At 64.4% G+C, this 15,623-nt stretch carries 5 protein-coding genes; 2 read left to right on the top strand and 3 right to left on the bottom strand.

Annotation, left to right across the window (positions count from 1 at the left end):
- Positions 1-42: 42 nt before the first annotated feature.
- The 3 genes from B3397_RS04835 to B3397_RS04825 all read right to left on the bottom strand — a co-directional run bounded on the left by B3397_RS04835 (position 43) and on the right by B3397_RS04825 (position 10,136).
- Positions 43-882, bottom strand: a complete 840-nt coding sequence (locus B3397_RS04835) for a 23S rRNA (adenine(2030)-N(6))-methyltransferase RlmJ (RefSeq protein ID WP_296247777.1) — start codon at positions 880-882, stop codon at positions 43-45.
- 235 nt (positions 883-1,117) lie between these two features.
- Positions 1,118-5,071 (bottom strand): trifunctional transcriptional regulator/proline dehydrogenase/L-glutamate gamma-semialdehyde dehydrogenase, encoded by a 3,954-nt coding sequence (gene putA, locus B3397_RS04830; RefSeq protein ID WP_296247776.1) that lies wholly within the window; start codon positions 5,069-5,071, stop codon positions 1,118-1,120.
- A gap of 334 nt (positions 5,072-5,405) precedes the next feature.
- Positions 5,406-10,136 (bottom strand): membrane-targeted effector domain-containing toxin, encoded by a 4,731-nt coding sequence (locus tag B3397_RS04825; RefSeq protein WP_296247775.1) that lies wholly within the window; start codon positions 10,134-10,136, stop codon positions 5,406-5,408.
- 300 nt (positions 10,137-10,436) lie between these two features.
- Here B3397_RS04825 and B3397_RS04820 point away from each other — a divergent pair, with 300 nt between their 5' ends.
- Both B3397_RS04820 and mscK read left to right on the top strand, forming a co-directional pair.
- Positions 10,437-12,179 (top strand): potassium/proton antiporter, encoded by a 1,743-nt coding sequence (locus B3397_RS04820; RefSeq protein WP_296247774.1) that lies wholly within the window; start codon positions 10,437-10,439, stop codon positions 12,177-12,179.
- A gap of 37 nt (positions 12,180-12,216) precedes the next feature.
- A complete protein-coding gene (gene mscK / locus B3397_RS04815; protein ID WP_296247773.1) occupies positions 12,217-15,606 on the top strand; it encodes a mechanosensitive channel MscK in 3,390 nt (1,129 codons plus the stop codon).
- Positions 15,607-15,623: the final 17 nt, after the last annotated feature.

Here is a 15,623-nt window from a genome sequence, read left to right as displayed (position 1 = left end):
CGGCTGTACGCCGCGCCTACAAGGGGGGTGTCCGTGCCTGCTCTACTCTGCGATCAGCCAATCCATCTTCCAGCTGCCTTGGCTCTGCCCCAGAAGATTGGCCAGCCAGGGCAACAAGGTGCGCAACTCTTCTTCCAAGCCCCACGGCGGATTGGCAATCGCCAGGCCCGAGCCGTTCAGGCTCTGCGGTTTGTTCAGCGGGTGCACCAGCAGCTCCACGCGCAGCAGTTTGGGCGCGCCCGTGCTGGTCAATTCCTGATAGAAACGCTTGAGCGCGCGCTCGTCATCCTTGATCGGGTACCAGATGGTCGCCACCGTCTGGCGCATGCGGCCAATGGTTTCCTTCATGGCCGTGGCGCAACGCTTGAGTTCGTCGAGCTGTTCGAACGGTGGGTCGATCAACATCACCGCGCGCTTCTCCTGCACCGGCAGCAGGGCGCGGGGGACATGCCAGCCTTCGCCCAGGTGCACGGCAACCCGCGGGTCCTTCTTCATGTTCTCTTTGAGCAGCTGGCCGTCTTCGGGGTGCTTCTCGTTGAGCAGCACGCGGTCCTGCTGGCGCATCAGGCGGCGGGCCAACTCGGGAGAGCCTGGGTAATAGCGCAGCTCGCCGTCGGCGTTGAGGCGGTTGATGACCTTGACGTAATCGTCGGTCAGGGCCGGGCGGTCGGTGGCTTGCCACAATCGCGCGATACCTTCCAGCCACTCGCCGGTGCGCGTGGCCTGGTCGCCGTGCAGGTCATACAGGCCCAGGCCGGCATGGGTGTCGAGGTAGGCGAACGGCTGCTCCTTGCGCGACATCAGCGCAACCAGCCGAGTGAGGACGATGTGTTTGAACACGTCGGCGTGGTTGCCGGCGTGGAACGCGTGACGATAGTTCATGAGGACTCCTGCAGAGGGGCGGGAGTTTAGCATTTGGCGGGGTGCTGCGGTGACCGGGCGGACGCCTACAGAGGGCGGGGCCTTTTGTAGGAGCGGCGTGAAGCCGCGAAGGCGTCGGCACATGCGGCGACAGGTCTGGATGTGTAGCGCCTGGGCGGGCCTCTTCGCGGCTGGACGCCGCTCCTACAGAGCCTTGGCGTGAAGCCGCGAAGGGGTCGGCACAGGTGGTGACGGGTCAGCCTATGGACATCAAGCTCGCATTACCCCCGGCCGCCGCGGTGTTCACGCTCAATGCCCGTTCGATCACCAGACGCTCCAGGGCGATCCCGGTTTCACCCTGGGACAACCCGTGCACGCCGACGATGGCGCCGCCGCGCTTGGCCACCTGCTCGCACACGGCCCGGAGTTGGTCGGAATCGCCGTGGTGCAGCACCGCGTCGAACGCCACCTCGTCCTTGTTCCACTCGGTCACCAGCTTGACCCGCGCCTGCACCTCCTTCGGCAACCGTGCGCGTACCGCCTTGCCCAGTTCGTTCTCCGGCAGCACTGCGCTGGAGCCCACGGCCATCACCGCCGCCAATTGCGCCAGCAGGTCGGCCTCCACCTCGGCCAGGCACAGCACATGCTCACGGGGCAGAATGGTGTAGCTGTTGCGCTCACCGGTGGGGCCATCGAGCAGACGCGTCACACCGCTTTGCGACTGGGCGGCAAACTCGCCGCACAGTTGCGCCAACTCGACCTGCTGATTGCTCGACGCCCATGCCTGCAACGCTTGCAACGGCTTGCTCATGGCATCACGCAGACGCACATCGGGGGCGACACCGGCATCGCTGCGCAGGAACGACTGGGCAATGGCATCGTTGGGGCGCGTCGACAGCAGACGGTACAGGTACAACGGGCCACCGGCTTTCGGACCAGTACCCGACAGGCCTTCGCCGCCGAAGGGCTGCACGCCCACCACGGCGCCAACGATGTTGCGGTTCACGTAGACGTTGCCGGCATTGACGTTGTCGATCACCTTGGCGATGGTCTCGTCGATGCGGGTATGCACGCCCAGGGTCAGACCGTAGCCAGAAGCATTGATCTGCGCGATCAAGGCGTCCAAGTCGCGGCGCTTGTAGCGCACCACGTGCAGCACCGGGCCAAAGATTTCCTTTTGCAGCTCGTCGAAGCTTTCCAGCTCGATCAGCGTCGGCATCACGAAGGTGCCACGCTTGATCTCGGCACTGTCGGCGATGGCCATCTGGTACACCTCGCGACCTTTGTCGCGCATGCCCTGGATATGCTTCTCGATGCCGGCCTTGGCTTCGGCGTCGATCACCGGGCCGATGTCCACGCTCAGGCGCTCGGGGTTACCCAGCCGCGCTTCGGCCATAGCCCCCTTGAGCATTTCGATCACGCGGTCGGCGGAATCTTCCTGCAGGCACAACACCCGCAGCGCCGAGCACCGCTGGCCAGCGGAGTCGAAGGCCGAGGACACCACGTCGATCACCACCTGCTCGGTCAGGGCCGAGGAGTCGACGATCATGGCGTTCTGGCCGCCGGTTTCGGCGATCAGCGGGATCGGCCGACCCTGGGCATCCAGGCGCCCGGCAATATTGCGCTGCAGCAGGCGCGCCACCTCGGTGGAACCGGTGAACATCACGCCCTTGACCCGCTCGTCGCCTACCAGCCGCGCACCCACGGTTTCACCGCGGCCCGGCAGCAGTTGCAGCACGCCCTCTGGAATACCGGCTTCGAGCAGCAGGCGCACTGCCTGAGCCGCCACCAACGGGGTTTGTTCGGCCGGCTTGGCCAGCACCGGGTTACCCGCGGCCAAGGCGGCGGCCACCTGACCGCTGAAAATCGCCAGGGGGAAATTCCACGGGCTGATACACACCACCGGGCCCAACGGGCGGTGGGCGTCGTTGCTGAAATCGTTGCGTGCCTGCACCGCGTAGTAGCGCAGGAAATCCACGGCTTCGCGCACTTCGGCGATGGCGTTGGCAAAGGTCTTGCCGGCTTCCCGGGCGAGCAGACCCATCAACGGCTGGATCTCGGCTTCCATCAGGTCGGCGGCGCGCTCCAGCACGGCGGCGCGTTCGGCAGGCGGGGTGGCCTGCCAGATCGGACCGTTGATCAACGCGCATTGAATGGCGTTGTCGACGTCTGCAACCGTGGCTTCTTGCACATGGCCCACCACGTCACGCAGGTCCGAGGGGTTGAGCACCGGCTGTGCCGGCTCGTTGCTGGGGTCGCAGCCGAGCATCGGCAACGCCTTCCAGTCGTTGTGCGCAGTGGCCAGCAGTGCCGAGGACAGCGACGCCAGGCGGTGCTCGTTGGCCAGGTCGATACCCGCCGAGTTGGCGCGGTCGCTGCCATACAGATCGCGGGGCAACGCAATGCGCGGATGCGGCAGGCCGAACTGGCCTTCCTGGGTGGCCATGCGCTCGATGGTGGACACCGGGTCCGCTACCAGTTCCTGAATGGAGATGGACTGGTCGGCGATACGGTTGACGAACGAGGTGTTCGCGCCGTTTTCCAGCAGGCGGCGCACCAGATAGGCCAGCAGGGTTTCATGGGTCCCCACCGGCGCGTAGACACGGCACGGACGGTTCAGCTTGCCATCGGCCACCTTGCCCACCACCTGCTCGTAAAGCGGCTCGCCCATGCCATGCAGGCACTGGAACTCGTACTGGCCAGGGTAATAGTTCTGCCCGGCGATGTGGTAGATGGCTGCCAGGGTGTGGGCGTTGTGGGTCGCGAACTGCGGGTAGATGACTTCGGGCACCGACAACAGCTTGCGCGCGCAGGCCACGTAGGAGACGTCGGTATAGACCTTGCGGGTGTACACCGGGTAACCCTCCAGGCCTTCGACCTGGGCGCGCTTGATCTCGCTGTCCCAGTAGGCGCCCTTGACCAGACGAATCATCAGGCGATGACGGCTGCGGCGGGCCAGATCGATGACGTAGTCGATCACATACGGGCAGCGCTTCTGGTAGGCCTGGATGACGAAGCCGATGCCGTTCCAACCCGTCAGCTGGGGCTCGAAGCACAGGCGTTCGAGCAGGTCCAGGGACAGCTCCAGGCGGTCGGCTTCCTCGGCGTCGATGTTCAGGCCAATGTCGTACTGCTTGGCCAGCAGGGTCAGGGACAGCAGGCGCGGGTAAAGCTCCTCCATCACGCGCTCGTACTGGGCGCGGCTGTAGCGCGGGTGCAAGGCCGACAGCTTGATCGAGATGCCTGGCCCCTCATAGATCCCGCGACCGTGGGAGGCCTTGCCGATCGAATGAATGGCCTGCTCGTAGGACGCCAGGTATTTCTGCGCATCGTGCTCGGTGAGGGCCGCCTCGCCGAGCATGTCGTAGGAGTAGCGAAAACCCTTGCTCTCGAACTTGCTGGCATTGGCCAGCGCTTCACCGATGGTTTCGCCGGTGACGAACTGTTCGCCCATCAAGCGCATGGCCATGTCCACGCCCTTGCGGATCATTGGCTCGCCGCTCTTGCCGATGATGCGGCTGAGCGACGACGACAGGCCCGATTCGTTATGGGTGGAGACCAGCTTGCCGGTCAGCAGCAGACCCCAGGTGGCGGCGTTGACGAACAACGAAGGGCTGTTGCCCAGGTGCGGCTGCCAGTTGCCGTTGCTGATCTTGTCACGGATCAGGGCGTCACGGGTGCCTTTGTCCGGGATGCGCAACAGCGCTTCGGCCAGGCACATCAGCGCCACGCCTTCCTGGGAGCTGAGGGAGAATTCCTGCAACAGGCCCTGTACGATGCCGGCACGGCCGCCGGCGCTCTTCTGGTTGCGCAGCTTTTCGGCGATGCGTGCGGCAAGCTTGTTGGTGGCCTCAGCCATGTCGGCCGGCAGGCGCGCCTGCTCCAGCAGCATCGGCACCACTTCAGGCTCGGGTCGGCGATAGGCCCCGGTGATGGCCGCGCGCAGCACCGATTGCGGCAGAATGCTCTCGGCAAACTCCAGGAAGCACTGATGAGCGTGGTCGGGCTGTACGTCACCCACATCGTCGCTGCCGTGGGCGCCCGCGGCACTGAGCTCGGTCAGGGTTGCACCACCCTCCAGCTTCTCCAGGTAATTGAAGATGGCCTGCTTGATCAACCAGTGCGGCGTCCGGTCGATGGACTGCGCGGCGGCCTTGAGGCGTTCGCGGGTCGGGTCGTCGAGCTTGACGCCCAGGGTGGTGGTAGCCATGTCTTGTCCTCATCAGGGCCACGGAAGCGTGGCAATAAAGCCGGCGGCAAGAGTAGCCGTGCTCTGTCATGGGTGCAACCAGGTGCAACCCGTTTGTTTCACAAATAGTCGACGGCCGGTCTGGGAGTGTTCGAAGTGGGTTGAATCTGCACAACGGCGGTGCGCGATTCCACGCAAAAAATGCAAGATGCTCCCATAGGGAGCACTTTGGCGGTGTTATGCCAGACGATGAGAAAGGTGCAACTTGCTTGCCAACGCGGTTGCGCCCGATGGGATTGGGTGCCCGTATCTAGGTAAGGGGTAGCGAACGCTCCCTTACCCGCTTCCGCCCTGCCTACACCGTCACATGGGTAAGGTTCTGCTCCGCCATGGCCTCCAGCAACCCTCGCAACGTCCAGAAGCGGCGCCCGTGCACCTTGTCCCATGACGGCCTCGATACCGAGTACCCGCCCAGTCGCTTGTCGACAGGGGTGCGATAGGTATTACCGTCACGGCTAAGGTGCACCACAACGCGCTGATCGCCGACCTTTTCCAGGTAGAAGCTGCCGGGGTGGATCAGTCGCGGCGTGGCCGGGCGCAATGCCGCAATGGGCGCGTCGAGTAGCGCGCGAGCTTGCGCGGCGAGCGCCTGATCTGCAGCGGACAGCGACGGTAGCGGCGACGCTTGGGATTGTCCGGCCGGCGGTACCTGGACTTCGAGCAGAAAATCAGCCTGCACCCGCCCTCTGTTGAACGACGTGTCCAGGCCTGGGTCGGGCCGCCACCGGGGTGGGATGCCGCCCTGGGGTTCAGCCATGCGCACGCCAATGGCCTTGTTCAGTTCGGCCAGGCCCAGGGTGCCAGCGTGTCGGTTGGAATGGCTGTTACCCACCAGCGCCACCCACTTGTGCTCCCCGCTGGCGCTCTGATGCGCCTGGATCACCTGGCTGGCCAGGTAGCTGAACATACGCTGCCGAGCGCCGACGCCTCGGTCCGCGACACCCTTGGAGTACCAACTGGCGGCACAGTCCAGACTCACCACCTGCAGCCCATGCTCGTTGGCAGCCACGATCACATTTTCAAAGGTGAACGGCTGGCCGGTATCGACCCTGTGGCCACGGTCGAGCATACGCAGATGCTGACGCAACGCCGGGGTCAGCACGCCCGTGTCATTGAGCACCTTGAGCTCGCTGGCCAGAAAATCCATGTGCAGGTGCTCGAAGTACAAGGTCTTGACCCCCTCGGCTTTGAGCGTGGCGAAGTTATCGATCAGAAAACGCTTGGAACTCGACGACGCATGGGCCTCGCCGATCACCAGGCCGTTGCTCTTCTGGTAGATCGCCGCGATCAGTTGGCCGTGGGTGGCATCCTCACTCAGCAACGGCATGTCGACACGCGGCTCGACCACCACGGTGCGCAGGTGCTCATCGGCATCCTGCAACAGCTGCTGGCGCTTGACGAAAAAGCGTCCCCTGGCCTGGTCGCCGGGCCGTACCGGGCCCAAGGTGCCCCCCCACTCGTCCAAGGTGTACTTGCCCGCCCGTGGCAGCAGATCAGCCATGATGGCGCGGTCTTCGCTGGCAATCAGGTACGGCGCCATCGGCGATTCATCGGCACCGCTGGCACTGCTGGCGCTGCCCGCGCGGGAACGCCCACCGGCACGTAACCCGGTATCCAGGTGTGTGCGGAACCGCCCGTCCGGGCCGCGGCGCACCGGATGCTCATGGCTGTTGGCAGACGTGCGGCGCAGCCGCAGGGTCAGCTCGCCGCCACGGCGAAACACCTCGTAGGCTTTGCCGTCCTGCCACAGGTACAGCTTGCCGTTGCGCATCCAGGTACCGGCATCCATACCCGTTTGAGGCGTGGCGCCGACCAGATCGATATCCACCCCGTGCCCGGCGAAGCCATCGACACGCACGAGCTTGTGGCCCACCGGCAACGCCGTCGGCTGCCTGGCCTGGCGCGGCTGCAGGGCACGTCGGGTAAGCCGGGCCGCGGCCATGCCCGGCACGAAGGACATCAGCGCAAAACCGAAATTGAGCTCCGCCGAAGCCATACGCCGCAGGCCCCCGGCCGTATCGCCGCCAGCAAAGGCATTGATCGCATCGTGGGCATCCGTCCAGCCGTCATACAGCTGCAACAGCGTGCCGATGCCCGGCAGGTAATACAGACCCGACATGGCCAACTGCCTGCCACCGTCACGCAGCTGTTGGGCGAAGGCCTGACGGATGTCGGCCCGGGTGCGGGCGATCAGTTGCGCGTCGTTGAGCAGTTGCTGTTGACGGTTGTGCAGCAGCGCCGCCGCCACCGGCCAATGGGCAAAGGACAGCGGTGCAAATCGCATGAAACCTGTGAAATCACGCTGACAAGCCTGCTCCAGATACCGTTCGCGACTCGCGGTGGCATGCCCGACGCCCGCCAGACCGGCCAGCCAGGTGCGCATCGAGGTCGAGCGCAGGCGCCGCAGCAAGGCTTGCCTGGCAGCGTCGGCGGACACGCCATGCACAAACGACGCACCTTCGGGCACCTTCGGCAAGTACAGCCAGCACTCCCCGTTGCCGGTGCGGGTGAGCAGCAGCAAGCCGCTGGCCAGTTTTTCATCACCCTCACCCAGGCTCAGCACGGCGGTGCTCAGGCGCATGTCCAGCGAGGGTTCGGCCAACTGCTCGGCGGTTCGCGCGCACAGCGCCTTCTCCAGCCATTGCCAACCTGACTTGTCCAGCAAGCCGCGCTGGTAGTCGCCATAGGCTTGCAGGCGCAGGGCGGCGGCATACGGCGCGGTCAACAGTTGTGCGCGTACCGAAGCGCCCCCGGTGAGGTCACTGGGTAGGCTGAACAAGCCTTGCACATGGCGCCGGTATTGCCCGGCCACGTCCAACTCGATGATCAGCCGACGCAGACGAGCGATGGTCAGGCCTTGAATGCTCAAGGGCACACCACTGTCACGCGCCACCAGTGTGGCGTAGCGCAGGCGCAGGGTGACCTGGCGGTCGATATTGAGCAGGGCCAGTTCGACCAGGGTCATGGTTTCCAAAGTGGCGCTGGGCACCACCACCTCAGAGGGGACATTGGCCACGGCTTTGAGCGCGACCGATTCAGGCAGCTTGACCAGCACCTGCTCGGGGTCCACCACCTTGTCGAGTTCGGCCTTCAGCCGAGACTTGAGCCTTGATCGGGCGAAATCGCGGATAAGTGGCGTCTGCCGTTGCAGGAAATGCTCCTGTGCCGTGGCGAGCGGGTTGTAACGGTCGAGCAACTTGGCGTACGCCGTGCGCACACTCTCGTCGGCCGTCGCCAGCCAGGCCGGTAATGCCTGCAAGGTCGATTGCAGGCGGCGCTGCTCGGCAATGCGGTTGACCGCGACGTCACGCACCTCGTGAGCCGGCGCCGCCAAGGCCCGGGTCAGTTCATCGAGCACCTGCTCACGCCGTTGGCGGTCGGTGGCGGCGGCGAGCAGGTCCTCGTGGCTGTCGATTTCCGTGCCCAGGTAGCTGTCCATCCAGTCCAGAGCGACCGGGCGCGTCACCAGCGGCAGGGGCGACTGGTTGAGGAAACGCTTGATCGCGGTTTGCGCACTGGGTTTGTAGCGGGCCCACAGCGGCGTAAAGGCCGGATCCTTGAGGCTGGCGGTGACGCAACCGAGCAACTGGGTCAGGTTGTCGAAGCGTCGCAGGCCGCCCTCTTCGCCGGCCACGTAGAGCAGGCAGCGCACGTCCTCGGTACTTTTGCTCCAGGCCGTTGCTGGGGCGATGACATAGGCGCCCGGCAAACGGTACGAGAAACTGCCCGGCCCCACCGCGATCTCCGCCACCACGGTGCCACTGGCCTGACGTTGCGCCGCCGCAGGCTGGGCCAGCACTTCGCTGATCAAGGCCAGATCAGCGCTGTTCAGGGTGCCTTCGTACACTTGCAACTGGGCGTCGTGACGAAGGGCATTGGTCAAGGCCAAGGCCAGGTGCTGGCGAGGGGTCAGGCCGGCTTCATCCACTCGCGCCCACCGTTCATGGGGAAAGCGTGCGTGGGCGCTGAGTCCGCCGACCTGCTCGCGGGCCTTGGCTTGGGCCGCCTGCCAGGCCGCGTGTACCTGCCGGTAACGCTTGTGCTCCTGGCTGCCAAGCTCGTCACCGATGTAGCGTTGGATGCCGGTTTCGCAGGCGGTGATGGTCTGCTCGACCAGGGCGGTGGCGATATCCGGGCCGATGCTGCCGAAGGTCAGCAGGCTGGCCTGGCGGGCGCCATCGGCTTTGATAGCGCTCGCCAACACGCTCTCGATCACCTCGGGCAGTGGCTGCCAGAAGCGCTGCACGCGCTGCTCGGCCCAGTCTGCCGGTGGCGATGAACGGTTGATCTGCACATGCAACTCGCTGGCGATGCTGGATTTCACGCCGTTAAGCAGCACGGCGTCCTTGCACAGGCCAAAGCCGGCCTTGACGCCCAACCCCGCGAACGGCGGGTTGTGCCAGTGCGCGGGCACGTCAGGCTCGAAACAGGCCCAGAACTCGGCGCCCTGCTCACCCAGCAGGTATTCGATCAGGCCCAGACCTGCTTCGCGGCGACTGTCGAACTCGAACAGTTGCTGACCCACGCCGGGCCACACCAGCAGACAACGGTCGCTGGCGGGAGACTGGATCAGCTCCACGCCAGGCAAAGTCAGGCGGGTGCTGTCCGTGGTGGTCAGGGCGATGGCGTAGGCGCTGGGCGCCGGTCGGTCGTCGGCAGGGGCCAGCGCTTCGGCCAGCAACTTCTGGCCGGCCGGCGTGATTTCGCCCAGAGCGGCCAGCACGTGAGCACGATGGCCAAGGTCTTCGGCGCGCAGTGCCCGGGCATGCTCCAGGCGGGACATCTCGGTGCCCGGCGCCAGGTCGCTCCAGTATTGCGCCGAGGCCGTGGGCAGCTGGCCAGCCCCCAGCCCCTTGTCGGCGTCCAGAACCGGCGCATCCCGCGCCAGAGCCTGCAGGCTCTGGGCAGTGCGGGAAACGGCTTCGCCCAGCACCTGCAGTCGGTTGAGCAGCGGCGTGCGCAGGTGTTCATGGCCCACGTAGGCATCCAGCAGGGTCGTCAGTTTGGTGTGCAGTGGGGTTTTCATCGACCGCCTCGTCTGTTTGGGGCGGCTACAGTGCATGGCGAATAATCGACGCAGGCGTTACATAAGCGCTACCTGCGGGGCGCAAATTGCACTCAGGCCGATACGCCGATTTGCGACGGTTGTTGTGAAGGGCCGCTGCTTTGCAGGTCTCGAGTCCGACCACGATGGATTCCTGCGTGAGCACCTGAAGCTTTGCGGTCGATCCGGCAAGGCTTTGACACATAACCATTTGTTGAGGTTATTATCCCTTGGCATGCAGCCTGCATGAAGCACCTGCCTTTTCTGCCTGGAGTACTGCCCTTGACTGCCACCTTCATCAACAGCCTGTTCTTGATCGGCGCGTTGCTGGTGGGTGCAAGCATTCTGGTCAGCTCGCTGTCTTCACGCCTGGGCATCCCCATTCTGGTCATCATCCTGGCGGTGGGCATGGCCGCCGGGGTAGATGGCGGCGGCATCATCTTCAACAACTACCCCACGGCCTACCTGGTGGGTAACCTGGCGCTGGCGGTGATTCTGCTCGACGGTGGCCTGCGCACCCGGGTGTCGAGTTTCCGCGTGGCCTTGTGGCCGGCCTTGTCGCTGGCCACGGTAGGGGTGCTGATCACCACCGCCCTGACCGGCGCGGTGGCCGCCTGGCTGTTCGACCTGAGCATGATCCAGGGCCTGCTGATCGGTGCCATCGTCGGCTCCACCGATGCCGCGGCGGTGTTCTCGCTGCTCGGCGGCAAGGGTCTGAACGAACGGGTTACGGCAACCCTGGAAATCGAATCCGGCAGCAACGACCCCATGGCGGTGTTCCTCACCGTGACCCTGATCGACATGATCGCCAGCAACCAGACCGGCCTGCACTGGGGCCTGCTCGGCCACCTGCTGCGCGAATTCGGTATTGGCGGGGTGATTGGCCTGGGTGGCGGCTGGGTGATGCTGCAACTGGTCAACCGCATCAACCTGGCCGCTGGCTTGTACCCCATTCTGGTGGTAGCCGGCGGCCTGCTGGTGTTCGCGCTGACCAACGCACTGCACGGCAGCGGCTTTCTGGCCGTGTACCTGTGCGGCCTGGTGATGGGCAACAAGCCCATTCGCAGCCGCCACGGCATTCTGCACATGCTCGATGGCATGGCCTGGCTGGCGCAGATCGGCATGTTCCTGGTGCTGGGCCTGCTGGTCACGCCCCACGACCTGCTGCCCATCGCCCTGCCCGCCCTGGCCTTGGCGCTGTGGATGATTCTGGTGGCGCGTCCGCTGTCGGTGATGGTTGGCCTGCTGCCGTTCAAGGCCTTCCATGGCCGCGAAAAGGCCTTCATTTCCTGGGTCGGCCTGCGTGGCGCGGTGCCGATCATTCTGGCGGTGTTCCCGCTGATGGCGGGGCTGCCCGATGCGCAGCTGTTCTTCAACCTGGCCTTCTTCATCGTGCTGGTGTCGCTGCTGGTGCAGGGGACCAGCCTGCCGTGGGTGGCCAAGCTGCTCAAGGTCACGGTACCGCCGGACCCGGCGCCGATTTCCCGCTCTGCCCTGGAAGTGCATGTGACCAGCGAGTGGGAGCTGTTCGTGTACCGCCTGGGCGCAGAGAAATGGTGCATCGGCGCCGCCCTGCGCGAGCTGAAAATGCCCGAGGGGACGCGTATCGCCGCGCTGTTTCGTGGCCAGCAACTGCTCCATCCGTCGGGTAGTACGGTGTTGGAAGTGGGCGATCTGCTGTGTGTGATCGGCCATGAACACAACCTGCCGGCCCTGGGCAAGCTGTTCAGCCAGGCGCCGCAGCGCGGGCTGGATCTGCGCTTTTTCGGCGATTTCGTGCTCGAAGGCGACGCAGAACTGGGCGCGGTGTCGGCACTGTACGGTTTGCAGCTCGATGGCCTGGACCCACAGATGCCCCTCAGCCGCTTCATCACCCAGCGCGTGGGCGGCGCACCGATCGTGGGCGACCACGTGGAATGGCACGGCACACTCTGGACAGTGGCAGTGATGGACGGGAACCGGATCATGAAAGTGGGCGTCAAATTCCCCGAAGGAAGTCGCCCAGGCCCTGGGTTGTTCCTCTAAACTGCCATTCTCTTTCGAGCTGTACGACTTTTAACCTATGCGCAATTTCCTATCCGCAGCCCTTCTGGGGCTGTGTCTCGTGGTCGCCGGCGTTCAGGCGGCCGACCCGGTCAACCGTGACGCGGTGCAGCAAAGCCTCGACAAGATCGCCGACCGCAAACTGCCAGAAGCCGATCAGAAAGCCCTGCAACAGGTCCTGGAGCAAACGCTCACCTGGTTGGGCAACCAACAGGACAACGAGCGCAAGCTGGCCGACCTGAAGAAACAGCTGGCCGATGCGCCCAAGCAGACCGCCGATGCCCAGCACGAGCTGACCCGACTCAAGGGCACGCGGGTCATCCCGGTGGAGCAACGTTACGCGACCCTGAGCGTGCCGCAGCTGGAGCAGATCTTCAGCGAGCGCACGGCTGAGCAGGGCGACCTGCAAAAGGCCTTGTCCGACGCCAATAGCTTGATCATCACCGCGCAGACGCGGCCCGAGCGAGCCCAGACCGAAATCAGCGCCAGCCAGAACCGCGTCCAGCAGATCAACAGCACGCTCAAGCTGGGCAAGGACGGCGGCAAGGCCTTGACCGCCGACATGCGCACCCAGCTCAACGCCGAACTGGGCGCCATCAATGCGCTGGTCAATCTGCGCCGTCAGGAGCTGGCCGGCAACAGCACCCTGCAAGACCTGGGCAATGCCCAGCACGACCTGATGCTGGAAAAAACCGGCCGCCTGAGCCAGGAAGTGCAGGACCTGCAAAGCCTGATCAACCAGAAACGCCTGGCTCAGTCCCAGGAAACCGTGACCCAGCAATCGCTGGAGGCGCAGAAGTCCGGGGGCAGCAGCCTGCTGGCCACCGAGAGCGCCAACAACGTCAAGCTCTCGGACTACCTGCTGCGCAGTACCGACCGCCTCAACGAAGTGACTCAGCAGAACCTCAAGACCAAGCAGCAGTTGGACAACGTCACCCAGAGCGATCAGGCCCTGGACGAGCAGATCAGCGTGCTCAAGGGCAGCCTGTTGCTGTCCAAGATTCTCTACAAGCAGAAGCAGGCGCTGCCGCACCTGAAGGTCGACAAGGATCTGGCCGACCAGATCGCCGATATCCGCCTGTACCAGTTCGAGGTCAATCAGCAGCGCGAGTTGATCAGCAGCCCGGCCGCGTATGTGGATAACCTGCTGGCCAACCAGGTGGCGGACCAGAACACCCCGCAGTTGCGCAAGACCTTGCTGGATCTGGCCGTTACCCGCAGCGACCTGCTGGAGCGTTTGAACCGTGAACTCAGCGCGCTGCTCAACGAATCGATCACGCTGCAGCTCAACCAGAAACAACTGTTGGACACAGCGCAAAGCCTGCGCTCGACCCTCGACGAGCAGATGTTCTGGATTCCCAGTAACAAACCGCTGGACGACGAGTGGTTCAAGGCCGTGCCACGGCGCCTGGAAAACCAGGTGACCACCCTGCCCTGGGCCTCCAGTGTCAGTGAACTGGCCGATGGCCTGGTGCAACGGCCGTTGCTGTTCCTGCCGCTGTTGCTGGTGATTGGCCTGCTGCTGTGGAAGCGCAGCTACCTGTACGAAAAACTCAATGCGGTGCACCAGGACATTGGTCACTTCAAGCGTGACCGGCAGTGGCACACGCCGGCGGCGATCTTCATCAACATTCTGCTGGCGATGCCGGTGGCGCTGGGCCTGGCACTGTGTGGCTACGCGCTGCTGATCGATGCCCGCGGACAGAACGCCGGTCTCGGCGCTGCGGTACTACAGATCGCCCAGGCCTGGCTGGTGTTCTATACCGCCTACCGGATTCTGGCGCCAGGCGGCGTGGCCGAGCTGCATTTCCGTTGGGAGCGCGCCCAGGTAGCGTTCCTGCAAGGCTGGATCCGCCGCCTGGGCTTCGTGGTGCTGGCCTTGGTGTCGGTGGTGGCGGTGGCCGAGTTGCAGCCCTCGTCACTGGCCGAGGACGTGCTGGGCATTGCCGTGGTGCTGACCTGCTACGCACTGATGGCGTGGTTGCTGGGCCGCTTGCTGATCAGCAGCCCGACGCACCAGAACGCATCCCTGTTCCGCAAGACCGTGGGCGTCCTGTTCACGGCCTTGCCCATCGCCCTGTTCGTGGCGGTGTGCTTCGGCTACTACTACACCGCTTTGAAGCTCACCGATCGGCTGATCGACACGCTGTACCTGATGATGTTGTGGCTGGTGATCGAAGCCGCCTTCGTTCGTGGCCTGAGCGTGGCGGCCCGACGTCTGGCCTACAGCCGCGCGCTGGCCAAGCGCCAGGCAGCCAAGGAAAATGGCGACGGCGAAATTCCCGTGGAAGAGCCGACCCTGGACATCGAGCAGGTCAACCAGCAGTCCCTGCGCCTGGTACGCCTAGCCCTGCTGTGCGGCTTCATCGGCGCGCTGTATTGGGTCTGGACGGACCTGATCAGCGTGTTCGCCTACCTGGACAACATCACCCTTTACGAGTACACCAGCGGCACGGGCGCGGCCATGAGCATGGTACCGATCAGCCTCGGCGACTTCATCGGTGCCCTGGTGATCATTGCCATCACCTTCGTGCTGGCAGGCAACCTGCCCGGCTTGCTGGAAGTGCTGGTGCTGTCCAAGCTAAACCTGGCTCAGGGCAGTGCCTACGCCACCACCACCCTGCTTTCGTACATCATCGCCGGGCTGGGTTTCGTCACCACCCTGTCGACGCTGGGGGTGAGCTGGGACAAGCTGCAATGGCTGGTGGCGGCGCTGTCGGTGGGCCTGGGCTTCGGCATGCAGGAGATTTTCGCCAACTTCATTTCCGGCATCATGATTCTGTTCGAACGTCCGGTGCGTATCGGTGACACCATCACCATCGGCAACCTGTCGGGCACGGTGAGCAAGATCCGCATTCGCGCCACCACCATCACCGACTTCGACCGCAAGGACATCATCGTCCCCAACAAGACCTTCATCACCGGACAGTTGATCAACTGGTCGCTGACCGACACCATTACCCGGGTCACCCTGAAACTGGGCGTAGACTACGGTTCGGACCTAGACCTGGTGCGCAGCCTGCTGTTGCAGGCTGCCCGGGAGAACCCGCGGGTACTCAAGGAGCCGGAGCCGATCGTGTACTTCCTCAACTTCGGCGAAAGTACCCTGGACCACGAGCTGCGCATGCACGTGCGTGACCTGGGCGACCGCAACCCGGTGCTGGACGAGATCAACCGCTTCATCAACAAGGAATTCAAACGCCAGAACATCAACATTTCGTTCCGGCAGATGGAGATCTACCTGAAGAATACGCAGGGCAAGGAGTACAAGCTGGTCCCTGCCGAAGACGGTGAAAGCGTTGGCACCCTGCAACCCGCCACACCGGCGGCACCGGTTGCAGGCGCCGAGCCACCCGCCGTGACCCAGGCGGTGGAAGCGCCCAACCCACCGCCCTCGAAACTTGACTGAGTGAGCCACCAGGAGAA

It is taken from the genome of Pseudomonas sp. UBA4194 (assembly GCF_002379585.1).
Classification (GTDB): domain Bacteria; phylum Pseudomonadota; class Gammaproteobacteria; order Pseudomonadales; family Pseudomonadaceae; genus Aquipseudomonas.
Note: the sequence above shows the minus strand (reverse complement) of the source record. Positions and strands in the feature narration are given on the sequence as shown.